Source organism: Mesorhizobium sp. dw_380 (assembly GCF_018588885.1).
GTDB lineage: Bacteria > Pseudomonadota > Alphaproteobacteria > Rhizobiales > Rhizobiaceae > Mesorhizobium.
This window is the reverse complement of sequence record NZ_JAFFIW010000008.1, coordinates 119,645-143,947: the sequence shown is the minus strand read 5'-3', so window position 1 is coordinate 143,947 and position 24,303 is coordinate 119,645. Positions and strand designations below refer to the sequence as shown.

At 62.5% G+C, this 24,303-nt stretch carries 22 protein-coding genes and 1 pseudogene; 5 read left to right on the top strand and 18 right to left on the bottom strand.

The features are described 5' to 3' along the window. Positions 1–7 precede the first annotated feature (7 nt). Entirely contained in the window at positions 8–400 is a 393-nt protein-coding gene (apaG, locus tag JT360_RS10810) for a Co2+/Mg2+ efflux facilitator ApaG/CorD (RefSeq protein ID WP_214471565.1), read from the top strand. A 187-nt stretch (positions 401–587) separates the two neighbouring features. Here apaG and JT360_RS10805 read toward each other — a convergent pair whose 3' ends face one another. From JT360_RS10805 to JT360_RS10795, 3 genes are all read right to left on the bottom strand, one after another. Further along, positions 588–1,619 carry an Hsp33 family molecular chaperone gene (locus tag JT360_RS10805; protein WP_214471564.1) on the bottom strand — a complete coding sequence of 344 codons (1,032 nt, stop codon included), beginning with the start codon at positions 1,617–1,619 and terminating at the stop codon, positions 588–590. Between the two features lie 78 nt (positions 1,620–1,697). Continuing rightward, the gene (gene argF, locus JT360_RS10800) at positions 1,698–2,609 is read right to left on the bottom strand and encodes an ornithine carbamoyltransferase (RefSeq protein ID WP_214471563.1); all 912 of its coding nucleotides are present in this window, start codon (positions 2,607–2,609) and stop codon (positions 1,698–1,700) included. A gap of 16 nt (positions 2,610–2,625) precedes the next feature. Continuing rightward, complete coding sequence (locus tag JT360_RS10795) at positions 2,626–3,825, bottom strand: aspartate aminotransferase family protein (protein ID WP_214471562.1); 1,200 nt, start codon at positions 3,823–3,825, stop codon at positions 2,626–2,628. A gap of 359 nt (positions 3,826–4,184) precedes the next feature. Between JT360_RS10795 and JT360_RS10790 the strand changes: the two genes are divergently transcribed. Next, on the top strand, positions 4,185–4,703 hold the full coding sequence (locus JT360_RS10790) for a GcrA family cell cycle regulator (RefSeq protein WP_115144759.1): 519 nt from the start codon (positions 4,185–4,187) through the stop codon (positions 4,701–4,703). A 131-nt stretch (positions 4,704–4,834) separates the two neighbouring features. Here the strand turns inward: JT360_RS10790 and JT360_RS10785 are convergent, their stop codons facing one another. The 3 genes from JT360_RS10785 to JT360_RS10775 all read right to left on the bottom strand — a co-directional run bounded on the left by JT360_RS10785 (position 4,835) and on the right by JT360_RS10775 (position 8,042). Next, positions 4,835–5,842 (bottom strand): magnesium and cobalt transport protein CorA, encoded by a 1,008-nt coding sequence (locus JT360_RS10785; protein ID WP_214471561.1) that lies wholly within the window; start codon positions 5,840–5,842, stop codon positions 4,835–4,837. Positions 5,843–5,937: 95 nt separating this feature from the next. Then, complete coding sequence (gene phoU / locus JT360_RS10780; protein WP_214471559.1) at positions 5,938–6,663, bottom strand: phosphate signaling complex protein PhoU; 726 nt, start codon at positions 6,661–6,663, stop codon at positions 5,938–5,940. A 113-nt stretch (positions 6,664–6,776) separates the two neighbouring features. Further along, positions 6,777–8,042, bottom strand: a complete 1,266-nt coding sequence (locus JT360_RS10775; protein ID WP_214471557.1) for an ATP-binding protein — start codon at positions 8,040–8,042, stop codon at positions 6,777–6,779. A gap of 182 nt (positions 8,043–8,224) precedes the next feature. On the opposite strand from JT360_RS10775, the gene ppk2 reads away from it, so the two are divergent. Continuing rightward, the gene (gene ppk2, locus JT360_RS10770; RefSeq protein WP_214471555.1) at positions 8,225–9,133 is read left to right on the top strand and encodes a polyphosphate kinase 2; all 909 of its coding nucleotides are present in this window, start codon (positions 8,225–8,227) and stop codon (positions 9,131–9,133) included. Between the two features lie 121 nt (positions 9,134–9,254). On the opposite strand, the gene JT360_RS10765 is transcribed toward ppk2, so the two are convergent. From JT360_RS10765 to JT360_RS10755, 3 genes are all read right to left on the bottom strand, one after another. Beyond that, positions 9,255–10,019, bottom strand: a complete 765-nt coding sequence (locus tag JT360_RS10765; RefSeq protein ID WP_250888714.1) for an enoyl-CoA hydratase-related protein — start codon at positions 10,017–10,019, stop codon at positions 9,255–9,257. Next, positions 10,016–10,654, bottom strand: coding sequence for an acyl-homoserine-lactone synthase (locus JT360_RS10760; RefSeq protein WP_214471554.1), 639 nt, complete (start codon positions 10,652–10,654; stop codon positions 10,016–10,018). The genes JT360_RS10765 and JT360_RS10760 overlap by 4 nt, the downstream gene beginning before the upstream one ends. A gap of 116 nt (positions 10,655–10,770) precedes the next feature. Then, on the bottom strand, positions 10,771–11,502 hold the full coding sequence (locus tag JT360_RS10755) for a helix-turn-helix transcriptional regulator (RefSeq protein ID WP_214471553.1): 732 nt from the start codon (positions 11,500–11,502) through the stop codon (positions 10,771–10,773). 279 nt (positions 11,503–11,781) lie between these two features. On the opposite strand from JT360_RS10755, the gene JT360_RS10750 reads away from it, so the two are divergent. After that, a complete protein-coding gene (locus tag JT360_RS10750; RefSeq protein ID WP_214471552.1) occupies positions 11,782–12,633 on the top strand; it encodes an ABC transporter substrate-binding protein in 852 nt (283 codons plus the stop codon). Positions 12,634–12,647: 14 nt separating this feature from the next. Here the strand turns inward: JT360_RS10750 and JT360_RS10745 are convergent, their stop codons facing one another. Then, positions 12,648–13,061: a tellurite resistance TerB family protein gene (locus JT360_RS10745; protein WP_214471551.1), complete on the bottom strand. Its 414-nt coding sequence runs from the start codon at positions 13,059–13,061 to the stop codon at positions 12,648–12,650. Positions 13,062–13,230: 169 nt separating this feature from the next. On the opposite strand from JT360_RS10745, the gene JT360_RS10740 reads away from it, so the two are divergent. Beyond that, complete coding sequence (locus JT360_RS10740; RefSeq protein ID WP_214471549.1) at positions 13,231–14,877, top strand: lysine--tRNA ligase; 1,647 nt, start codon at positions 13,231–13,233, stop codon at positions 14,875–14,877. Here JT360_RS10740 and JT360_RS10735 read toward each other — a convergent pair. The 8 genes and pseudogenes from JT360_RS10735 to JT360_RS10700 all read right to left on the bottom strand — a co-directional run bounded on the left by JT360_RS10735 (position 14,843) and on the right by JT360_RS10700 (position 23,944). Further along, complete coding sequence (locus JT360_RS10735; RefSeq protein WP_352127071.1) at positions 14,843–15,697, bottom strand: thermonuclease family protein; 855 nt, start codon at positions 15,695–15,697, stop codon at positions 14,843–14,845. The genes JT360_RS10740 and JT360_RS10735 overlap by 35 nt on opposite strands. 9 nt (positions 15,698–15,706) lie before the next feature. Next, complete coding sequence (locus JT360_RS10730) at positions 15,707–16,345, bottom strand: S24 family peptidase (protein ID WP_214471545.1); 639 nt, start codon at positions 16,343–16,345, stop codon at positions 15,707–15,709. A gap of 161 nt (positions 16,346–16,506) precedes the next feature. Next, positions 16,507–16,632: pseudogene (locus JT360_RS10725) on the bottom strand (thioesterase family protein); the annotation flags it as partial. A gap of 9 nt (positions 16,633–16,641) precedes the next feature. Continuing rightward, the gene (locus tag JT360_RS10720; protein WP_214471543.1) at positions 16,642–18,861 is read right to left on the bottom strand and encodes a 3-hydroxyacyl-CoA dehydrogenase NAD-binding domain-containing protein; all 2,220 of its coding nucleotides are present in this window, start codon (positions 18,859–18,861) and stop codon (positions 16,642–16,644) included. Between the two features lie 14 nt (positions 18,862–18,875). Further along, the gene (locus JT360_RS10715; protein ID WP_214471541.1) at positions 18,876–20,084 is read right to left on the bottom strand and encodes an acetyl-CoA C-acetyltransferase; all 1,209 of its coding nucleotides are present in this window, start codon (positions 20,082–20,084) and stop codon (positions 18,876–18,878) included. Between the two features lie 33 nt (positions 20,085–20,117). Further along, on the bottom strand, positions 20,118–21,287 hold the full coding sequence (locus JT360_RS10710) for an acyl-CoA dehydrogenase family protein (protein ID WP_214471539.1): 1,170 nt from the start codon (positions 21,285–21,287) through the stop codon (positions 20,118–20,120). 113 nt (positions 21,288–21,400) lie between these two features. After that, positions 21,401–23,191 (bottom strand): acyl-CoA dehydrogenase, encoded by a 1,791-nt coding sequence (locus JT360_RS10705; RefSeq protein ID WP_214471538.1) that lies wholly within the window; start codon positions 23,189–23,191, stop codon positions 21,401–21,403. Between the two features lie 291 nt (positions 23,192–23,482). Continuing rightward, positions 23,483–23,944, bottom strand: a complete 462-nt coding sequence (locus tag JT360_RS10700) for a MerR family transcriptional regulator (protein WP_214471683.1) — start codon at positions 23,942–23,944, stop codon at positions 23,483–23,485. Positions 23,945–24,303 lie beyond the last annotated feature (359 nt).

The following is a 24,303-nucleotide window of genomic DNA, read 5'->3' as shown; positions in this document are numbered from 1 at the left end:
GCCGCTTATGTACAGCGCCGTTACGCGCAACATCGAAGTGCAGGTCAGGCCATTCTATCTGGAGGACCGCTCGGATCCCTCAGAGAACCGCTATGTCTGGGGCTATCAGATAACGATCGACAACCAGTCGGACGAATTCGTGCAGCTTCTGTCGCGCTATTGGCACATCACCGACGGCACTGGCCGGGTCGAGGAAGTGCGCGGCCCGGGCGTCGTCGGCGACCAACCCGAACTCAACCCCGGCGACAGCTATCAATACACGTCAGGCTGCCCGCTTTCGACGCCTTCGGGGATCATGGTCGGGCACTACACGATGCGCAACAAGCGGGGCGAGACCTTCGACATCGCCATCCCCGCCTTCTCGCTCGATCTGCCGGGGACAAGGCGGACGGTGAATTAGCGTCTTTCTCCCCGTTCTACGGGGAGAAATGCCCGGCAGTGCAAGGGGCGGCGCCGAGCCCAGGAAATTATCTCCCATTCGCGACAACGTCTGAGTAGTCAGGTGCGGCCATTTATCGAAAAGTCGCGCCGCCCCTCATCCGCCCTTCGGGCACCTTCTCCCCGTAAACGGGGAGAAGGCAGGAACTTTACTGCGCCGCAAATTCTGTGGGATCGAAGTCATACTGCTTCGAGCAGAATTCGCAGGCGACGTGGATGCCGCCATCCTCGGTGCTTTCCTTGATCTCCTGCGCGGAGAAGCCCTCGAGGATGCCGCGGATCTTGTCGCGCGAGCATGAGCACTGGTCGGCGACGGGGACGCCGCCGAAGACCCGCACGCCATGCTCGTGGAACAGCCGATAGAGCAGCCGCTCGGCGCCGATCGTCGGATCGATCAGCTCGGTCGGCTCGATCGTGCCAAGCAGCGCCAGCAATTCCTGCCAGGAATTGTCGGCAGGATCATGGACCTCCTCGCGTGGATCGCCATCGCCGCCATGCAGGTCCGGAATGCGCATGCGCTCGGGCGACTGCGGCAGGAACTGCGCCAGGATGCCGCCGGCACGCCACTGCTCGCGCGCGCCGCCGGGGCCCGGCGTCAATAGCTTGGCGACCGAGAGCCTGATATCCGTCGGGATTTGTTCCGACTGGCGGAAATAGGTGCGCGCGGCGTCTTCCAGCGTTTCGCCATCGAGCTGGACGATGCCTTGATAGCGCTGCGTGTGGGCGCCCTGGTCGATGGTCAGCGCCAGAACGCCGCCGCCGAGCAGCGTTTGCTGCGACGTTTCGCCGGCCGCGACCAAAGCCTCGAGCCGATCCGCATCGAAGCGCGCATAGGCACGCAGTGCCGAGGGCGTGGAGAAATCCGCTACCAGCATGTCGACCGGCCCGTCGGTGCGGGTCTGCAGGATAAACTTGCCCTCGAACTTGAGCGAGGTGCCGAGCAGCACCGTCAGCACACAAGCTTCCGCCAGCAGGCGGGCGACCGGCTCGGGATAGTCGTGGCGGCCGAGGATGGCGTCGAGCATCGGCCCGAGCTGGACCGTGCGGCCGCGCACGTCGAGCGGGCCGACCTCGAAGGGCACGACATGGTCGTCGCCGGCGTAGCCGAACTCGCCGAGTTTCGGGTGATGTTCAGTCACTTGATGCATTTCCAACATGACAAAGCTCCGGGGCGCGGCCATGCCGTCCTCTCGGGAGCATGCGTCCAAACGCGCTTGATTTGCGTGATGCGGCGCAGATAGGCATCGCGCTGCCGCAGATCAAGCGCCCAGGCACCAGGCAAGCACCGCCTTCTGGGCATGGAGCCGGTTCTCGGCCTCGTCGAAGACGACCGAATGCGGGCCGTCGATGACCTCGTCGGTCACCTCCTCGCCGCGATGCGCCGGCAGGCAATGCATGAACAAGGCGTCCGGCTTCGCCCTCGCCATCAGCGTGGCGTTGACCTGATAGGGCGAGAAGACATTGTGGCCGCGCGCGCGATGCTCCTGGCCCATCGATACCCAGCAGTCGGTGACGACGCAATCGGCCTGGTCGACGGCTTCCTCGGGCGAGCGGGTGAAATGCAGCTTGCCGCCGTGCGCCTTGGACCAGTCGACATGCTTCTGCGCCGGCTCGCTGCCTTCGGGCACGGCGACGTTGAGGTTGAAGCGGAACCGCGCCGAGGCTTCCAGCAGCGAGTGCAGCACATTGTTGCCGTCGCCGGTCCAGGCGATGGTCTTGCCGGCCACCGGACCGCGATGCTCCTCGAAGGTCATGATATCGGCCATCAGCTGGCAAGGATGGGTGTCGTCCGTCAATCCGTTGATCACCGGCACGGTGGCGTTCTCGGTCAGTTCCAGCAGCCGCTCATGCGAGGTGGTGCGGATCATGATCGCGTCGACATAGCGCGACAGCACCTTGGCGGTGTCGGCGATGGTTTCGGAGCGGCCGAGCTGCATCTCGGTGCCGGTCAGCATGATGGTCTCGCCGCCAAGCTGGCGCATGCCGACGTCGAAAGAGACGCGCGTGCGCGTCGACGGCTTGTCGAAGATCATCGCCAGCACCTTGCCTTCGAGCGGCTTGGTCCGCTCGCCGGCCTTGAGGCGCGCCTTTCGCACCACCGCGTCGTCCAGCATGAAGCGCAGATCGCCCGCGGAAACGGTGGAAAGATCGGTGAAATGGCGAACTGACATCGGCAATATTCCGGAATTACTTCGCGGCGGCCACGGCGATGGCATCCGCCAGGCCTTTGGCACCAGCGCGGATGCGGTTGAGCGCTTCGTGGATCTCGGCGTCGGTGACGGTGAGCGGCGGCAACAGGCGAATGACGTTGTCACCGGCCGGAACCGTCAGCAAATGCTGGTCGCGCAGCGCCATGTTCACCTTGGTGTTGGGCATGGCGCATTTGAGGCCAAGCATCAGGCCCGTACCCCTAATGCCTTCGATAACATCGGGAAACTCGTCGGCGACCGCCGCCAGACCCTGCTTCATCAGCAGCGCCTTGCGCTGGACATCCTCGAGGAAGAAGTCTTCCAGCACCACATCGAGCACGGCATTGCCGACCGCCATGGCCAGCGGGTTGCCGCCGAACGTGGTGCCATGCACACCTGCCGTCATGCCGACGGCCGCTTCATCGGTGGCAAGGCAGGCGCCCATCGGAAAGCCTCCGCCAATGCCCTTGGCGATCGCCATGATGTCCGGCGTGACACCGGACCATTCATGCGCGAACAGTTTTCCGGTACGGCCAATGCCGCACTGGACCTCGTCATAGATCAACAACAGGCCGTGCTGGTCGCAAAGCTGGCGCAGCCGCTTCAGCGACTGTGTCGGCACCGGGCGGATGCCGCCCTCGCCCTGGACGGGTTCGATCAGGATCGCGGCGGTTTCCGGCGTGATCGCCTTCTCGGCGGCATCGATGTCGTCGAAGCCGACCTGGTCGAAGCCTTCCACCTTGGGCCCGAAGCCTTCGAGGTATTTGTACTGCCCGCCAGCCGCGATGGTCGCCAGCGTGCGGCCATGGAAGGCGCCTTCGAAGGTGATGACACGGAAACGCTCGGGATGCCCCTTGACGAAGTGGTAGCGCCGCGCCGTCTTGATGGCGCATTCCAGCGCCTCGGCGCCGGAATTGGTGAAGAACACCTTATCGGCGAAGGTGGCATCGGCCAGCCGCTCGCCGAGCCTGCTCTGTCCTGGAATTTCGTAGAGATTGGAGACGTGCCAGAGTTTTGCCGCCTGCTCGGTAAGGGCCGCGACCAGATGCGGATGGCTGTGGCCAAGCGAATTGACCGCGATGCCGCCGGCGAAATCGAGATATCGCTCGCCCTTGTCGGTAACCAGCCAAGTGCCTTCCCCGTGGTCGAAGGCCAGGGGTGCGCGAGCAAAGGTCTCGTAAAGCGCCGAACCGCTCATTATATGCGTCTCCGGTACCGGAAAATCAAAAAAGCCGCCAAAGCGGCGGCCTTGTGCGGCTTATCGTGTTTTTCGGCCATGAAGTCAACGAAAACGTCGCGTAGTGGCATGCGGCAAGCCCCCTGACGAGACGCCGGCTCATAAAGCGACCGGGCAAGTTGGGGAAAACCGAAAAAACCGATTCGTGTTGCACTTGGGACTCTTGTCACCGAGTCAGCGCATAAGGTAATTGTAGTCGAGAAATAACTAGATTTCGTGCGGCGGACCTAATCACCAGATATATGTGGTGTCTGCCCCAGCAGTGGTGCTGGGTCGGGAAAGGATTCTGAATGCCGCACGCTTAGCAGGAGCGCGGTCTCATGAACTGGACTGACGAGCGGGTCGAACTTCTTAGAAAACTGTGGTCGGAGGGTCTGAGCGCAAGCCAGATTGCTGCCCAGCTTGGAGGGGTCAGCCGCAATGCCGTCATCGGCAAGGTGCATCGCCTGAAGCTGTCGGGCCGTGGTCGCGCCACGGCGACGCCAGCTCGCCAGAAGAAGACGGCGCAGGGGTCGACCGTCCAGAAATCGGTGGCGCGCGCCGCAAGCACAGCACGCCACGTCACGACGTCGATCGGCGCGACGGCCCTGCAGACCCAGTTTGATGCCGAACCGGTGGCGCGGCACTATATCCGCCCGGTTGAGAATGTGGTGGTGCCGATCTCACGGCATCTGCAGCTCGTCGAGCTGACCGAGCGCACCTGCAAATGGCCGAACGGCGATCCGCTTTCGGAAGATTTCAACTTCTGCGGCAACGAAGCCGCCGAAACCGGCCCCTACTGCAAGTACCACGCCCGCGTGGCGTTCCAGCCGGCGGCGGAGCGGCGCCGCAATCGCTGAGCGAATAGCGAATAGCGAATAGCGAATAGCGAATAGCGAATAGCGAATAGCGAATAGAAACAAATTAAGCCTCAGCGAGGGAGGCAAGTCTGTTTTCCCTATTCGCTACTCCCTATTCGCTATTCGCTCTTTCACAGCCACCCATTCTTGCGAAACCGCCAGTACAGAAACGCGCAGATCAGCGCGATGATGGTCAGCACCATCGGGTAGCCATATTCCATCTTCAGTTCCGGCATATCGGTGAAGTTCATGCCGTAAATGCCGGCGAAGGCGGTCGGCACCGCCAGGATGGCCGCCCATGAGGCGAGTTTCTTGGAGATCGCCGTTTCCTGGCTTTGGCCGACCAGAAGGCTGGCCTCGAAGGCGAATGCCAGCACCTCTCGCAAACTGTCGATCTTTTCCTGGACGGTGCGGATATGATCCGTCACGTCGCGGAACAGCGGATGCATGGCCGAATGGATCTGCGGCAGCTCGGCACTGGTCAGCCGGCGGCAGACCTCCACCAGCGGCAGTGCCGCGTTGCGCAGACGCAGGAGATCGCGGCGCAGCATGTAGAGCCGCTCGATATCGGGACCGGTCATCGGCTTCAAAAGGACCTTATCCTCGATCGCTTCGACTTCGTCCTCGATTTGCTCGAGCACGGGCATGTAATTGTCGACGATGAAGTCGAGAATGGCATAGAGGACGAAATCCTCGCCCTTGGCCAGCGAATGCGGGCAGCTTTCCCAATGCTGGCGCACGGCGGCATAGGACGTCGACGGGCCATGCCTGACGCTGACGATGTAACCCGAGCCGACGAACAGATGCGTTTCGCCGAAAGTCACGCGGCCCTCGATCAGTTGCGCGGTGCGGGCGACGATGAACAGCGCGTCGCCATACTGCTCGATCTTCGGCCGCTGATGCGGATGCTCGGCATCCTCGATCGCCAGCTCATGCAGGTGGAATTGCGCCTGGACGCGCGACAGGAGATCGCGGTCAGGTTCGAGCAGCCCGATCCAGACGACGTGCCCTGATTTCTTGGCCCATTCGCCGGCTTCCTCGATCGGAATGTCGGCGATACGTCGCCCGGCGGTGTAGACGCTCGAAGCGATGATGCTCGATGCCGGCGCCGCGGGCTTGAACTCTCGGACATATTCCATCGCAGCCTCCGGAAAGCAGACCTTCATTAGGCCTGAGAAGCTTAACGCTGCGATAGTTTAGCGCAATATGATCTAGCGTTCGAGAGGAAGAGCGTTCATTTCGCCGTCAGATCAGCTGACAGGCTGATCTTGTCCGTCTTGTCGCCCTTGGGCCGATCGGCCGGCATCTGGTCGCCGGTGACGATGTAGTAGATGGTCTCGGCGATGTTGGTGGCGTGATCACCGATGCGCTCGATGTTCTTGGCGCAGAATAGAAGATGCGTGCACGGCGTGATGTTGCGCGGATCTTCCATCATGTAGGTCAGCAATTCGCGAAACAGCGACGTATACATGGCATCGATCTGGTCGTCGCGGTCGCGCACGAAGCTGATCTTGTCGACCGTGCGCGACGCATAGACGTCGAGCACTTCCTTGAGCTGGGTGAGCGCGAGGTTAGCCAGGGCTTCCAGGCCACGGAACAGGCTGGTCGGCTGGCGGCCGTCTGTGACGGCAGCCACCCGCTTGGCGACGTTCTTGCCGAGGTCGCCGACCCGTTCGAGGTCGGCGGAAATGCGGATGGCGCCAATGATTTCGCGCAGATCCGTCGCCATCGGCTGGCGCTTGGCGATGATGATGATCGCCTTGTCATCGATCTCGCGCTGCCCTTCATCCAGCACGGCGTCGTCGCGAATGACCTTCTCAGCCAATCCCGGATCGGCGTTGACGAGAGCGGTGACCGCCTGCTCGACCATGCGCTCGGCATGGCCGCCCATCGCCGCTATGCGCTTCGACAGATATTTCAGCTCCTCGTCATAGGCGCTGACAATGTGAACGGACTGCATGGATGAAATGCCTTCCCACGGGATTTCTTGATCTTTGAGTCGTTCCTCGAATCCCCGCTGATACGCTAACGGGATGACAGAAAAAAGAAATGCCCATCTGGAACTAGGGCGGTTCAGGCCGCCGGCAAATGAACCGAGAAAGCGGCGCCCTGCCCAAGCTCGGACTTGATCGTCAGCCTGGCATTGTGACGCGTCAGGATGTGCTTGACGATCGACAGGCCGAGGCCCGTGCCTTTCTGGGTCCGGCTGGTCTCGACGTCGATGCGGTAGAAGCGCTCGGTGATGCGCGGAATGTGCTCCTCGGGAATGCCGGGGCCAAAATCCCTGATCGTCACGTCGATGCCGGGTTCGGAACCGTCATCGCCGCGCGCGATCGACACCACGACGCGGCCGCCCGACTGGCCATATTTGCAGGCGTTTTCCAGGAGGTTCTCGAAAACCTGGAACAGCTCGTCGCGATCGCCCGGCACGTTGAGGGGCCCAAAGGCGAAATCGCGCTCGATGACGACGCTGTTTTCGCGGGCAAGCGGGGCCAGTGAATCGATGACGCTGTCGACGGTCTGGCGCAGATCGACTTCGGTTCCAGGCTTCAGGTAGGGCTTCATCTCGAGCCGAGACAGCGACAGCAGATCGTCGATCAGGCGCGCCATGCGGCCGGTCTGGTTCTGCATGATCTGCAGGAATTGCTCGCGCGCGGCCGGATCGTTGCGGGCCGGTCCGCGCAGCGTTTCGATGAAACCGGCGATCGAGGCGAGCGGCGTGCGCAATTCATGGCTGGCATTGGCGATGAAGTCGGCGCGCATGCGATCGATGCGCCGGGCTTCGCTCTGATCCTTGAACACCAGCACGTAGAGATCGGTGCCGTGCCCGACCGAGGATGCGCTGACCCGGTAGGCCCGTTCGACCGGCAGCTTTTCGGTATAGTCGACGACATCCGAAGCGACGGTGCCCGAGAGCACGTTGTCGAGCAGGGCCTGCATTTCCGGCGCCCGGAATTTCAGCGGCAGCGACATGCCCGGTGCGATCCCGCCAAAGGCGGCAAAAGCGGCAGCGTTGGCGTGAACGATGGTGGCAGCATGGTCGAAGATGATGAGCGGGTCGGCGACGGCCGCCGCCAGATATTCGCCCGACAGGCGCTGCAGGCCGATCGCCTCGATCGCCGCAGCACCCTCGGCGGATTGGCGCATGCCGGCAGCCGGCAGCATCGCAGCTGCGAGCAACAGGAGCAGCGCCGGCACCAGCACGTAGGCGGAAATACCTGCGAAGGCAAAGGCAATCAGGACTGCTATTACACCCGCCGCAAGCAGCCAGCGGCTGTTCCACAGCCGGGCGGCTAAGGTTTGCGCCATGCCTTTCTGCTCTGCGTCCAGATCCGTCATCCGCTCGCGTGCCCGCGCCCCATACCGTCCACCGGTCGCCCGAAAATCGGCAATCGATTTCCGCAAAGGATCATGCGCAAAATCAAAAAGTGCTACAGCGTCCTTTGCACGTCCAAACGGATGCGCGGCGCTATCGTGGCTCTCAATAGCATGAGTCCGAATGCTTAAAAGGGTTCGTCTTGATGAAAAACGCCGAGGAAAATTCCACCGCACCGACTTCGGGTCCGCTGAAGATCAGGATCGGAAGCAAGGAGCGGGAGTTCGACATTGAGAATCCCCAGCTTCCGGACTGGGTCGAGGACAACAAGCTGACCGCGGGCAGGTATCCCTACGACAAGAAGATGAAAAGCGACGAGTATGACGGGACGCTCGAGAAATTGCAGATAGAGCTGGTCAAGGCGCAGGCATGGCTGCAGGCGACCGGCAAACGGGTGATGGCGCTGTTCGAGGGCCGCGATGCCGCCGGCAAGGGCGGCACGATCTTCGTGCTGCGCCAGTATCTCAATCCGCGCACGGCCCGCAACGTGGCGCTGACCAAGCCGACCCCAACCGAGCTGGGGCAATGGTATTATCAGCGCTATGTCGACCAGTTCCCGACATCGGGCGAGTTCGTCACCTTCGACCGCTCCTGGTACAATCGCGCCGGCGTCGAGCCGGTGATGGGTTTTTGCACGCCCGAACAGCATGAGAAGTTTCTCGACGAGACGCCGCACTTTGAACGGATGATCGTCAAAGACGACATCCACTTCTTCAAATTCTGGCTGAACATCGGCCAGGAGACGCAGCTCGAGCGCTTCCACGATCGCCGCTACAGCCCGCTGAAGAGCTGGAAATTCTCGCCAATCGACATCGCCGGCATCACCAAGTGGGATGATTACACCAGGGCGCGCGACACCATGTTCGAGCGCACCCACAAGGAGTTCGCGCCATGGATCATCGTGCGGGCCAATGACAAGCGCCGCGCCCGGCTGGCGGTGATGCGGCGCATCCTGTTGTCGCTGCCCTATGAGGGCCGTGACCTCGATGTCGTCGGCAAGGAAGACAAGAAGATCATCGGCGAAGGGCCGTCATTCCTCGGCAAGGAAGGCTGACGCCTGCTGTGCCGCGTGGCGTCCAAGCGGCACAGCATCCTTCGCGATCGCCAGAGCGGTTCACCGTTCACTGTGGCGCAATTCCTGTGGGAAAACCATTTTACACTTTTCCCGGAACTGCTCAGGCGGCCAGCCTGGCAATGCGCTGCAGGCGCCGCAGCGTGGTGTCGTCCTGCAGCGCCTGCTGGAACAGCGATATCTCCTGATCGATGCGGTCGCACAGCGCGCCGGTGTTTCCCTTGAGCAGGCCACGGGTCTGCAGCAAGGCAGCAACCGGCTTCTTGGCGAGCTGCCTGGCCCGGCCGAGCGTCGCCTCCTCCACGCCGTCGGGCACGATCTCACCCACGAGGCCGAGCGCCCTGGCATCCTCGGCGCGGAGCGTGTCGCCGAGGCAGAAGAAGCGGAAGGCGCCGGCATAGCCGAGCTTCTGTGGCGCCAGGATGCTGGTCGCCGCGTCTGGCACAAGGCCGAAATCGACGAACGGCACCCGGAACGTGCTTTCATTGGAGGCGATCACCATGTCGCAGTGGAACAGGATGGTGCAGCCGACGCCGACGGCATCGCCGTCGACGCAGGCCAGAATGGGCTTGGGGAACGTCGCCAGCGTGCGGAACATGTCGGTAACGGCGGCGATCAGCTTCTGATGCTTGGTGGCGTCGAGGAATTCGGAAAAGTCGCCGCCAAGGCAGAAGCAACCTGCCAGGCCACGCAGCACGACGACACGCACCTCGTCATTGTCGGCGGCTTCGTGGAAGGTCCTTGCAAGGCTTTCATAAGCCCTTCTGTCGAGCACCGGCCGGCCATCATTCGACGACACGGTGACGATCAGCGTGTGGTTGCGCAGTTCAGGCTGCGGGTGCGCGCTCATGGCTATCTCCGATCTCATGACGCCCTCCTTTGGCCGAACATGTCGGGATATCCCCTTGCCAGAACAGCGGCATGGTGATTGCGGCGCGAACGCACCACATCCAGGGTGTGCTCGTTGAAGGAGAGCAGCGTCGCCACGACCTGCTGATTGCCATAGGTGCGCTGATAGCCCAGCGGCGTCGCCAGGAAATGCAGTTGCAAGGCGCGCAACACCCACATCGGCTCGAACTCGATGATCACCTTGTCGACGCCGCGCTTCAGCCCCCACTCGACGAAGCCGGCGATCAGTTCGGTGCCGACGGTCGAGACGCCGCGACGGCCATCGCGAAAACCGGGAGCCACCGCATAGCGGGTCAATTCCCAGATGTTTGGACCCGATGGCGGCGTTCCTTCGGAAAGGTCGGTCAAAACCTCGGTCAGCAGATGTGGCCGCGTGGTCGGCAACATCCTTTGATAGCCCGCGACTTCGTTGCCTCGAACGACGATCTGATGCACCGCCTCGTCATGGTCGAACTGGTCGACCTCGAATCCGTCCGGGCGGCGCAGATCCTCCCATCCCATCTCCTCGACAAAGATCTGATAGCGCAGCCGGTGGACTGCCTCCCAAAGATCGGGACGTTCCATCAATTCCTGGGTTGTAAGACAAAAAAGCATTCTGCCGTCTCCTGTGTTCAGAGGATGATACGGCCGTGCTTTGATGAGAAAATTGCGTGATCACGTAGGCGGGAGCGTGATCACGCAGGCGGGTGTTCTAGGTCGGCACGGCCGACCTAGCTAATGTAGCCGCGTCTTATCGCTTCTGCGACAGCCTGAACTCTGTTGACGGCACCGAGTTTGCTTTTGGCGTTAAGAAGATGTTTCTCCGACGTGTGTTCGGAGATGCCGAGGATCTGCGAAATCTCCCATTCGGACTTGCCGACGGCGGCCCATTGCAGGCACTCGCGTTCGCGCGGCGTCAGTTCGATATGGTCGATGGTCTTGGCCGCCATGGTGTGGATTTGCATGGCGCGGCCAACGGCATAGGTCGAGACCAGCGACACCAGGCCGAACTCCTCCGCCGACAGCTCCACGGCCTCGCCACCCAGCGACACCATGACGATCTGGCCGTCGAGCGTGATCAGCGGGAAGGCCAGCCCGTCGCGCAGCTTGAAAGCACCGGCGTCGCCCATCACTTCGCCGCTGCTCTTGTCGAAGCGAATGTCCTGGGCGGCCTCGCGCCACTGGAACGGTGCCTGCAGCTGCTTCATGTGGCTGACCACCGGATCGTGATCGACATAGTTGCGCGCCACGTAGCGTTCCAGCCATTCGACGGGCCAGTCGCAAAGCAGCACATGCTGCTTTTGCTGCCCGGCCGGCGTGCCTGGCTGCGGAACGGTTCCAGCCATCAGCGCGGTCAGACCGAAATCCGACGTTATGCCCAATAGCTTCTCGCAAACCGCCGCCGCCGTTCCGGCGTGCTGCAGTTGGTCTATATATTCCAGCGTACGATCGAATTGACCCATCGCAACATCAACCCCATGTTGCCTCATGCATTGGAATCGATGGTCCATGCATTGTCTGCACTTTGCCACCGACCACGGATTGCAACGCGCCCGTCTCCGGTTGTGGTTCTCGACCCTGGTACCCCCACCAGAGCAGCCACCGCTGTTTGCAAACGCGCTAAAGCATATCCTGAAATCGGCGCGTTGAAATCAAAAACCCGCGTTGAAATCAAAAACCATTGTGCCTGTACCATTTTCGTACCAAAACCGATGCGAGCACGAGTGCGGCGGAGTTGTATCGTGGCGTTCCAATGGAGGTCCCTGGTCCTAGCGTCGACGCTGATCGCGGCACTGCCATTTGCCCTCGGTGCACGTGCGGCGGAACCCCAAGTCCCGGTGTTGTGGGACGCCAAGGAACGATTGCCCAAACCGGACCTTTCGGCACTGCCACGGCTGCGATTCCTGACGACCACGGATTTTCCGCCGTTCAATTTTCTCGATGGCTCTGGAAAGCTGTCCGGGTTCCACATCGACCTGGCGCGTGCCATCTGCGCTGAACTCGGCATCGTCGACAAATGCCAGATCCAGGCGTTGCCCTGGGCCGAGCTTGAAGGGGCGCTCGAGAAAGGCGAAGGCGAAGCCATCATCGCCGGCATCGCGGCGACGCCGCAATCGCGCCAGACATATGCCTTCTCGCGCTCCTATCTGCAATTTCCGGCGCGCTTCATCATGCTGAAAAGCAAGGCCGTGACGGAACCGGTCTTCGACAAATTGCACGGCAAGCGCGTCGGCGTGATCGCTGGCTCGGCGCATGAGCGCATGCTGCGCGACTACTTCAACACGGTCCAACTCGTTTCCTTCGACGGACCGGAAGCTCTCTACAGCGATCTCAAGGCGGGCAAGATCGATGCGGCCTTCGGCGACGGCATGCGCTTCGCCTTCTGGCTGGGCGGCTCGGATGCGGCCGGCTGCTGCCGCTTTGCCGGCGGTCCCTATCTGGCGCCCGAATATCTGGGCACGGGCATGGCCATCGCCACAAGGGCGGACAATCCGGCGCTGGCCGCGGCACTCGATTACGCGCTGCAGGAGATTTCGATGAAAGGCACTTTTGCCGAGTTCTACCTGCGCTACTTCCCGGTCAGTTTTTTCTAGCAGGCTGTTGAGATTCAGGTCAGCGTGCGCAGCCGCGCCTTGGCGGCGCGGGCGATTGCCGCGACGGTCAGCGTATCGAGATCGAGCTGGCGGCGGATGAGCTGCAGCACACGCACCTCCTCCATGCGCATTTCGAGATCGACGGCGGCCACTTCGAAGGCGGCGGCATAGGCGGTGTCGCGCAAGCGCTCCGGCAAGGCTTCGGCAACATTGGCGAGAACGCCTTCCAGCCCGTCCTTTTCTTGCAGCATTTTCTGGCATTCCTGCGCGACGGAAACCAGCCGGTCCTGATTGAAGTCCTCGAACACCGGCCATGAGCGGACAACGTCGCCGATCCGCGCCAGTTCGACATCGGTCATGTCCCGGTCGGAGGCCGAGGTGATGACCATCAGGTAGATCAGGGCTTCATGCGGGGTCGGCAATGGCATTCTTTGCTCCTTGTACGGGCTCCGAAGGTAGGAACGGACGCCAAGGGCCGCAAGGAAAAAGCGCCGCGATCGTTGACGCTCCGGCCACGTACGCCTAGAGACCGGTTGAAAATCGACACTGCGGCCATATCGGCGAATTTGGCCGGCGAATAATTTGGAAAACAGGATCATGGCGGGATCAAACATCCTCGATCTCAACCCCGAACTGCTGGCGGCAACGGCCGAGAGCAAGGCGTGGCCGTTCGAGGAAGCCAAAAAGATCATCGAGCGCTACAAGGACGCCGACTTTCCCGAAACGATCCTGTTCGAGACCGGCTATGGGCCGTCGGGCCTGCCGCATATCGGCACTTTCGGCGAGGTGGCGCGCACGTCGATGGTGCGCCATGCCTTTCGTGTGCTGACGCAGGACAAGGTCGCGACCAAGCTGCTGTGCTTTTCCGACGACATGGACGGCATGCGCAAGATACCCGACAGCGTGCCGGACCGCGCGGCGCTGGAGCCGCACCTGCACAAGCCGCTGTCTTCGGTTCCCAATCCGTTCGGCGGCGACTATGCGAGCTTCGCCGACCATAACAACGCGATGCTGTGCCGCTTCCTGGACACGTTCGGCTTCGACTACGAATTCGCCAGCGCGACGCAGTACTACAAGTCAGGCCGCTTCGATGCGATGCTGCTGCGCGCGGCCGAGCGCTATGACCAGATCATGGCGGTGATGCTTCCGACGCTCGGGCCGGAGCGGCAAGCGACCTACAGCCCGTTCCTGCCGATCTCACCCAAAAGCGGCCGCGTGCTCTATGTCCCGATGAAGCAGGTCGATGCCAAGGCCGGCACCATCACCTTCGACGACGAGGGCACCGAGACCACGCTTTCGATCACCGGCGGCCGGGTGAAGCTGCAGTGGAAGCCGGATTTCGGCATGCGCTGGGCCGCCCTTGGCGTCGATTTCGAAATGTTCGGCAAGGACCACCAGACCAATGCCGTGGTCTACGACCGCATCTGCAACATTCTGGGCGGACGGGCGCCGGAGCATTTCGTCTATGAACTGTTCCTCGACGAGAACGGCCAGAAGATCTCGAAGTCCAAGGGCAACGGTCTGACCATCGATGATTGGCTGACCTATGCGCCGACCGAAAGCCTCGGGCTCTACATGTACCAGCGGCCGCGACAGGCCAAGAAGCTGTACTTCGACGTCATCCCGAGGGCGGTGGACGAGTATTACACCTTCCTCGCCGCCTACCCCCGGCAGGATTGGAAGGAGCGGCTGGGCAACCCGGTCTGGCACATGCATGACGGCAACCCGCCCGCCATAGACATGCCGGTGCCGTTCTCGTTGCTGCTCAATCTGGTCAGCGCCTCCAACGCGCAGAACAAGGATGTGCTCTGGGGCTTCATCTCGCGCCATACGGTGGGGGTGACACCGAAAACGCATCCCGAGCTCGACCGGCTGGTCGGCCATGCAATCCGCTATTTCGACGATTTCGTGAAGCCGACGAAAACCTTTCGGCCCGCCGACGAGGTCGAGCGCGCGGCGCTGGCAGCCCTTGACACGGCGCTTCGGGCGCTGCCGGCGGACGCCAATGGCGAGGCGATCCAGAACGCTTCGCTCAACGTCGCTCGCAAGATCGAACGCTATCAGGATCATTCCAAGCAGAGCCCGGAAGGCGGCCCCGGCGTTTCGGGTGCGTTCTTCCAGATGATCTATCAGGTGCTGATCGGCCAGGAGCGCGGCCCGCGCTTCGGGTCGTTCGCCGCGCTCTATGGCGTCGCCGAGACCCGCGCGCTCATTCAGCAGGCGCTGGCTGGGCAGCTGGTTTGAGGACGCCGTCGACCTCTTCCAGGATCGAGCCCGGCGCCTGAGGCGCAGGCGCGGGCGGCACCGCCGAGATGCCAGCAAGGTTCGGCGCCGGTCCGAAAATGCCCTTCTTTTCGTTGCGAGCCTTTTCGCCGGCCTCGACATAGGGCCCGCCCTCGGCGGCGCGCGCCCAGCCGTTTTCGACCAGCCACTGACCCACATCATGCTTGCCGATCCGGCATTGCGCCGCGATCCGGTCGCGTCCGCCTTCGGGCGGCACCGTGCAGGCCACCGCCCGGCCGCGCAGGAAAGCACGGAATGCCGTGCGCGCCCGGATGCCGCACGGCCAGGATTTGCCGTCCGTGGTGCAGGTTTCGTCCTGCTTGATGACATCGATGCCGGAAACCGCGACCGAATAGCCTTTCGCCTCGATCAGGCCGGCTGCCGGCGCGACCGGCTGAAACAGCTTGGTGCCATTCCAGTCGTCGGGCATCTTCGGCTTGGGTGGCATGGCGAGCGCCAGCTTGCTCAACGGTTCGCGCGGTTCGACCCGCTCGAGATTTCCGGCGGGCAGTTCCGGTGGCGCGACGACGTCGGGATCGATCGCCCTCGAATGCACCGCGGGCTTTGGCGGCTGCGGAGCGGCAGGCGCGGGAATGGCTGATGTGGCCGGCTCGTCGGGCCCCGCGTCGGTGCCAGCTTGAGAGATCGTATCGGCGCCTGGATCGATCTGGTCCACCGTGACGGTGCTTTCGCTGCCTTTCAGCGTGCGGCCACCGACGACGACCAGAGCCCCCATCACGGGAACCATCAGAACCGCCAGGGCAAGATGAGGAAGCCGCACCAGCCCGACCTACTGGCTTGCCCAGACAATCCGCGCCACCCATTCGACATCGCGCATGGGAATGTCGCGGTCGGGATGATCGGGATTGAGCGAGACCAGTGAAATCGACTTGACGGTCTGGCGCTCCAGCACCTTGGCCATCACCTCGCCGGCGGTGGTCTTGACGACGACGCGATCGCCCTTGCGAGTCACAGCGCCCGGCTCCACGATCAGGACGTCGCCATTGCGGTAAAGCGGCAGCATGGAATCGCCCTGCACCTGCAGCGCATAGGAGCTTTCGGTCGATTGCGCCGGCAGTTCGACCAGATCCCAGCCCTGCCCCGCCGGGAAGCCGGCATCGTCGAAGAAACCGCCAGCGCCGGCCTGGGCAAAGCCGAGCAACGGCACGGAGCGCCTGTGCGCGGGTGGTGCACCAATGCGGCCTTCGATCAGTCCGGTGAATTCGTCGAGTGAAGCACCGGTCGCTTCGATGATCTTGGCCAGAGATTCGGTCGATGGCCAGCGTGGCCGGCCGTCAGAAGACAGACGTTTCGATTTGTTGAAGGCGGTCGAATCGAGCCCGGCGCGCCTTGCCAGACCCGAAGCCGAAAGCGAATAACGCTCGGCAAGAGCATCGATGGCAGCCCAGACGCGGTCGTGCGAGAGCATGTCGTGCTCTCCTTCGAGACAGGAAAAAATGCCTTTTCCTTCTAGTCTTCGAGCGCCAGTTTGTCCACCGGCCGCGCTCCAGCGGCGCACATTCCTTCCCGCCGAGGAAAGACCGATCGCCGGGATCAGTCGATCCGCTTGGCAAGGCTGCCCAAACCCTGATGCGAGGTCATGAAGATGTCGGTCGGCAGGCAGCGAAAGGCCAGCCGGCTTTCACCGCCCATCACGTAGGGGCCACGGCTCTGTGCCGTGGCCAGCATGCGCGCCATGCGCGCCCAGACATACATAACCTAGCGTCAGGCGGCCTGCTTCACGTCGCCCTTTGCGTAGGGGTCGAAGCGTTCGTAGAAGGTTTCGCCCTTCTCGGCCATGTCGAGCAGGAGCTTGGGCGCCTTGAATTCCGCGCCATACTTTTTCTGCAGCCCCTTGGCGATCTTGACGAAGCGGTCCGCACCGATGCCGTCGATGTAGGACAACGCACCGCCGGTGTAGGGGGCGAAGCCGAAGGCCAGGATCGAGCCGACATCGGCCTCGCGCGGATCGGTGACGATGCCTTCTTCCATCACCCGGGCCGCTTCCAGCGCGATGGTGACGAGCAGCCGCTGCTGCAGCTCCTCGTAGTCGACTTTCTCGGCCGCGAGCTGCGGATAGAGATCCTTGAGGCCCGGCCACAGCTTCTTCTTGGCGGGCTTGGCCGGATAGTCGTAAAAGCCCTTGCCGTTCTTGCGGCCGAAGCGGCCATGGTCGTCGACCATGGTGTTGATCAGCGCCATCTGCTTGGGGTCGACCGCCTTCTCGCCGAGATCCCTGATGGTCTGCTTCATGATCTTCTGGGCGAGATCGATCGCCGTCTCGTCCGTGAGAGCCAGCGGACCGACCGGCATGCCGGCGGCCTTCGCCGCATTCTCGATCATCGGCGCCGGGACGCCTTCGATCAGCATCTTGTAGGCTTCCGACATGTAGCGCAGCACGCAGCGGTTGACGTAGAAACCGCGCGTGTCGTTGACGACGATCGGCGTTTTCTTGATGGCGCGGACGAAATCGATCGCCGTCGCCAGCGCCTTGTCACCCGTCTTCTTGCCCAGGATGATCTCGACCAGCATCATCTTGTCGACCGGCGAGAAGAAGTGGATGCCGATGAAGTTCTTCGGCCGCGCCGAATTCTTCGCCAGACCGGTGATCGGGATAGTCGAGGTGTTGGAGGCAAAGATCGCCGACGACTTCAGCACGGCCTCCGCCTGTTCGGTGGCGGCCTTCTTGACGGCCGAATCCTCGAACACCGCCTCGACGACGAGGTCACAGCCAGCGAGATCGGCATAATCTGATGTCGGCGTGATCAGCGACAGCAGCCTGTCCCGCTCCTCGGGCTTGGCACGGCCCTTCTTGACCTGATCAGAGACCAGGCTGTCGGAATGCGTCTTGCCCCTCTCGGCCGATTCCATGTCGCGGTCGAGCAGCACTACGGGAATGCCGGCCTTGGCCGTGACATAGGCAATGCCCGCGCCCATGAAGCCGGCGCCCAGAATGCCGATCTTCTTGAACTTGGTTTCCGGCACGCCGGCAGGGCGGCGGGCGCCTTTGTTCAACTCCTGCAGCGAGACGAACAGCGAGCGGATCATCGCCGCCGCTTCCTTGGTCTGCATGATCTCGGTGAAATAGCGCTGCTCGATCCTGAGCGCGGTGTCGAACGGCACCAGCAGGCCTTCATAGACGCATTTCAGGATCGCGGCGGCGGCCGGGTAGTTGCCATAGGTCTCGCGGCGCAGGATGGCGATGGCCGGCGGCCAGAGATTGGCGCCAGCCGCCGAATAGATCGGGCAGCCGGGCAGCTTGAAGCCCTTCTCGTCCCACGGCGCAACCGGCTTGAGGCCGTTCCTGATCATCGCCTTGGCGGTCTCGACCAGCTTGGCCGGCTCAGCGATCTCATGGATCAGGCCCATGGACTTGGCCTTCTGCGGCGACAGCGTCTGACCGGAGGTCAGCATCTGCAGCGCCTGCTGCTGATCGGTCAGCCGCGGCACGCGCTGGGTACCGCCGGCGCCGGGGAAGATGCCGATCTTCACTTCAGGAAGCGCCATCCTGACCTTGTCGGAGTCGGCGGCAACGCGGCCGTGGCAGGCCAGCGACATTTCGAAGGCACCGCCCATGCAGGTGCCGTTGATTGCCGAAACCCACGGCTTGCCTGACGTCTCCAGCTTGCGGAACAGGCCGGTCATATAACCGGCATTCTCGAACAGCGCCTTGGTGGCTTTTTCGGCATCCTTGCCCTTGTCCGTGGCGAAAGTCGTCAGCATCTTCTGCAGCATGGTGATGTCGGCGCCACCGGAGAACGTGTCCTTGCCGGAGGTGATCACCGCGCCCTTGATGGCGGCATCGCCGGCGACATGATCGACGATGGCGTTCAACTCGCGCATTACCTCTTCGGTGAAGACGTTCATCGAGCGGTCCGGGCTGTTCCAGGTGACCAGCGCAATGCCGTCGGCGTCGATGTCGAGGGTGAAATTGGTGTAGCTCATAGGTTCTCTCCCCGTCAGACGCGTTCGATGATCGTTGCGGTGCCCATGCCGGCGCCGATGCACAGCGTCACCAGCGCGGTGTTGAGGTCGCGGCGCTCGAGTTCGTCCAGAACCGTGCCGAAGATCATCGCGCCGGTGGCGCCGAGCGGATGGCCCATGGCGATGGCGCCGCCATTGACGTTGATCTTCTCGTGATCGATGTCGAAAGCCTGCATGTAGCGCAGCACGACTGAGGCGAAGGCCTCGTTGAGCTCGAACAGGTCGATGTCGGACAGCTTCATCTTGGCGCGCTTCAACAGCTTCTCGGTGACGTCGACCGGACCGGTCAGCATCAGCACCGGCTCGGAGCCGATGTTGGCGAAGGTGCGGATGCGGGCGCGGGGCTTCAGGCCCATCGCCTTGCCCGCCTTCTTGGAGCCGAGCAGCACGGCGGCCGCGCCATCGACGATGCCGGACGAATTGCCGGCATGGTGGACGTGGTTGACCTCTTCGACTTCGGGATGCTTCTGAACTGCGACCGCGTCGAAGCCGCCCATTTCGCCGGGCATGACGAAGGATGGGTTGAGCGAAGCCAGCGACTGCATGTCGGTCGAAGGCCGCATGTGCTCGTCATGGTCGAGGATGGTCAGCCCATTCTGATCCTTGATCGGAATAACCGAATTCTTGAAGCGGCCATCAGCCCAGGACTTGGCGGCGCGCTTCTGGCTCTCGACCGCGTAGGCGTCGACGTCGTCCCTGCTGAAGCCGTATTTGGTGGCGATCAGGTCGGCCGAGATGCCTTGCGGCACGAACCAGCCGGGCAGGCCGACCGAAGGGTCCATGAACCAGGCACCGCCGGAAGCGCCCATGCCGACGCGCGACATCGATTCGACGCCCCCGGCAATGACGATTTCGTCCGCCCCCTGCGCGATCTTGGCGGCGCCGAAATTGATGGCGTCGAGACCGGAGGCGCAGAAGCGCGAGATCTGCATGCCGGGCGCCTTGGTGTCGTAGCCGGCCTCGAAGGCGGCGGCGCGCGGAATGACCGAGCCTGCCTCGCCGACCGGGTCGACGCAGCCGAAGATGATGTCGTCGACGTTTGCGGTGTCGAGCCCGTTGCGGTCGCGCAGCGCTTCGAGCGTCTTGGCGGCGAGCCGCACCGCCGGCACTTCGTGCAGCGATCCGTCCTTCTTGCCCTTGCCGCGCGGCGTGCGCACCGCGTCATAGACATAAGCTTCGGCCATTTTCGTGCTCCTTGGGTTCGCCGGTCGTCGCTCTCAGAGCGAGCGTCCGATCAGCAATTTCATGATCTCGTTGGTGCCGCCATAGATGCGCTGGACGCGGGCGTCGCGGAACATGCGGGCGATCGGATATTCATTCATGTAGCCATAGCCGCCATGCAATTGAAGGCATTCGTCGACGACCTTTCCCTGCAGGTCGCTGAGCCAGTACTTGGCCATCGACGCCGTCACCGGATCGAGGCCGCCATTGATGTGGCGGCTGACGCAGTCATTGTAGAAGACACGGCCGATGGTGGCTTCCGTCTTCAACTCGGCCAGCTTGAACTGGGTGTTCTGGAAGTCGATGATCGCCTTGCCGAACGCCTTGCGCTCCTTGACGTAGTCGATGGTCAGCGCCAGCGCCCGCTCGATCATGGCGATGGCGCCTGTGCCGATCTGCAGCCGCTCCTGCGGCAGCTGCTGCATCAGCTGGACGAAGCCCTGCCCTTCCTCGTGACCAAGCAGATTGGAGGTCGGCACGCGCACATCGTTGAAAAACAGTTCCGACGTGTCGTTGGCCTTCAGGCCGATCTTGTCGAGATTGCGACCGCGCTCAAACCCTTCGACCTGGTCGGTCTCGACGACGATCAGCGAGGTGCCCTTGGCGCCCTTTTCCGGATCGGTCTTGACGACGACGATGATGAAGTTGGCCAGCTGGCCGTTGGTGATGAAGGTCTTGGAGCCGTTGATCTTGTACTGATTGCCATCCTTCTGCGCCCGCGTCTTGACGCCTTGCAGATCGGAGCCTGCGCCCGGCTCGGTCATGGCGATGGCGCCGATCAGTTCACCGGTCGCGAGCTTCGGCAGCCATTTCTTCTTCTGCTCCTCCGAACCGTAGTGGAGGATGTAAGGGGCGACGATCGAATTGTGCAGGCCAATGCCGAAGCCGTCGACGCCGACATGGCCGATCGCCTCGATGATGGCGCTCTCATGCGCGAAGGTGCCGCCCGAGCCGCCATATTCCTCCGGCATCGAGGCACAGAGCAGGCCGGCGGCTCCTGCCTTCAGCCAGCTCTCGCGGTCGACCATCTCGTTCTTTTCGAACTCGTCGTAACGCGGCGCGATTTCTTCCGACATGAAGCGGGTTGCCATGTCGTAGAGCATGCCGACCTCGTCCGCCGCCCAGGCGGGCTTGGGAAGGCCAAGGATTTCGGCTGGGTTGGTCATGCTATGATACTCCTCCCAGAGCGCCTCGTCAGAGTCGAGGTCGGCGCATTTCACGCAGGACCCCACCCGGCCCTTCGGGCCACCCTCCCCTCAAGGGGGGAAGGGAACCATCTTTAGAACGCTTCCGCCGGCAGGGCCATCAGCGTGTCCGCACCACTCGAAATACGGGCGAGGTGCGCCGACGTCTCCGGCATGATCCGCTCCATGAAGAAGCGCGCCGTCACGACCTTGTTGTCATAGAAAGGCTGGGAGCCGTTGGCGCCGGTCTTACCCTGTGCTGCCTTGGCCATCTGCGCCCACATGTAGCCCAACGCCACAAGGCCGAACAGATGCATGTAGTCGGTCGAGGCGGCACCGGCATTGTCCGGCTTGGTCATGCCATTCTGCAGCAGCCACATGGTCGCCGCCTGCAAATCGTTGAGGCCCTTCTTCAAGCCCTTGGTGAAGGGCGCCATCTTTTCGTCGGCGCGGTTCTCCTCGCAGAATTCGCCGACCTCCTTGAAGAAGGCCTGCACGGCGCGGCCGCCATGCAAACCGAGCTTGCGGCCGACGAGGTCGAGCGCCTGGATGCCGTTGGCGCCTTCATAGATCATGGCGATGCGGGCATCGCGCACGAACTGGCTCATGCCGTGCTCTTCGATGTAGCCGTGACCGCCGAACACCTGCTGCGCCATGACGGCGTGATCAAAACCTTTGTCGGTGAGCACGCCCTTGACCACCGGCGTCATCAGGCCGGTGTAGTCATCGGCCGCCTGGCGATCCTTGTCGTCGGCGGAGCGATGCGCGATATCGGACTTGATCGCCGTCCACAATGCCAGCGCGCGGCCAGCCTCGTTGAAGGCCTTCATGGTCATCAGCGAGCGGCGGATATCGGGATGGACGATGATCGGGTCGGCCTTCTTGTCAGGCGCCTTTGGCCCCGACAGCGAACGGCCCTGCAGGCGGTCCTTGGCGTAGGCGACGGCGTTCTGGTAGGCGATCTCGGATTGCGACAGGCCCTGCAGGCCGACGCCAAGCCGCGCCTCGTTCATCATCGTGAACATCGCCTTCAGGCCGCCATTGGCCTCACCGAGCAGCGTGCCTTCGGCCTCGTCATAGTTCATGACGCAGGTCGAATTGCCGTGGATACCCATCTTCTCCTCGATCGAGCCGCAGGAGACGGTGTTTCTTGTCCCGGGATTGCCCGAGGCGTCGAGCTTGAGCTTCGGCACGATGAACAGCGAGATGCCCTTGACGCCTTCCGGCGCGCCCTCGATGCGGGCCAGCACCAGATGGACGATGTTGTCCGACATGTCGTGCTCGCCGGCGGAGATGAAAATCTTCTGGCCTGAAATCTTGTAGGTGCCGTCGCCGTTCGGCACCGCCTTGGTGCGCAGCAGACCGAGATCGGTGCCGCAATGCGGCTCGGTCAGATTCATGGTTCCGGTCCAGGCGCCTTCGATCATCTTCGGCAGCCAGGTCGCCTTCTGCTCATCGGTGCCATGGGTGATGATCGCCGCGATCGCGCCCTGCGTCAGGCCCGGATACATCATCAGCGACATGTTGGCCGACACCATGTATTCGGCGACGGCGGTGTGGACGGCATAGGGCAGGCCCTGGCCGCCGAACTCGACAGGTGCCGCCAGCCCCATCCAACCGCCTTCGCGATACTGGCCGAACGCTTCCTTGAAACCTTTGGGCGTCGTCACCGAGCCGTCGTCGTGGCGCACGCAACCCTCCATGTCGCCGACACGGTTCAGCGGATGCATGACGTTTTCGGCGAGCTTGGCGCCTTCGGCGAGGATCGCCTCCAGTACGTCGGGCGTGGCATCCGAAAATCCGGGGAGGTTCGAATAGCGCTGATAGCCCAGCACCTCGTTGAGCACGAACAGCGTATCCTGGACCGGAGCCCTGTAGATCGGCATGCTTTTTCTCCACCCTGCGGACCTGGTCCGAAAGCCCCGAATTCATGTCAGGGCAGCATGCGGACCCGTGTTGAAGCCGGGATAGCAAAAATTGACGTTTGCGTAAACGTCAATTTTTCGATGCGACAAGATTTCCACCCCTCCCAAGCTTGGTGAGCGTAGCGGCGCAGGGTGGTGCAAGCCAGCGCTGACGGACCGGAGAGGCAGGGGCAGACAACGAAAAAGCCGCGCGGCAGAGCCACGCGGCTTTGATGGTCAAGGATCCGACAGAGTCAGAACCGGCAGATCTGTTTATCTCGCGACGCTCGCCTGTGGCGTCGTGCGCTCGGTCAGCATCTGGCGCACCGCCGACATCGAGCCGCTGAGCTCGTTGATGGCGTCGTCGATCAGCGCCCGCTGCTTTTGCAGGCGGGCAAGCTGCTTCTCCGACTTGTCCAGCGCTAGCCGCAACTGCTTGGTGTTGGAACCGGTCGGATCGTAGAGATCCATCATCTGCTTGACGTCGCGCAGCGAGAACCCGACCTTGCGGCCAAGCAGGATCAGCTTCAGCCGGGCCTTGTCGCGGCGCGTGTAGAGACGGGTGGAACCGTCGCGCTGCGGGTTGAGCAGGCCCTTGTCTTCGTAGAAACGCAGGGTGCGCAGCGTCACGCCGTATTTCTTGGCCATTTCACCGATGCGGACAAGATCCTCACCAGCTTCGACAGATATATTATTGGTGTTGGCCGCGGTCTCGCCGGCCGAGATAAGCTTCATAGTCACTGGCTTTCCCCGTTTGGTGGCGTCGCGGTCCCGGACCATGCGTCGCCTGACTGGAAGCGGGGGCGTGCTTCCGGCCGTGGTTTCGACAAACAAATCGCAAAACAGCACACTCAATGCGCCTTTTACGTTTACGTCAATTCTATACCGATAGCCGCCTCATGACGCAAGGGCGTTCTGCGGGGCGTTCGGCGGGCGGTGCTTTATGCCGCACCGGAGGCAGCGGCAGCCAACTTCCTTGCAACTTCTTAAGCTTGGTTAACGCGTTGTTTACCACGTTGGGGGAAATGTGGGCGCGTCGGCTATCCGTGTTTATCCTGTATCGAATTTTCACGGTTTTTCGGAGCGCGGGTGAA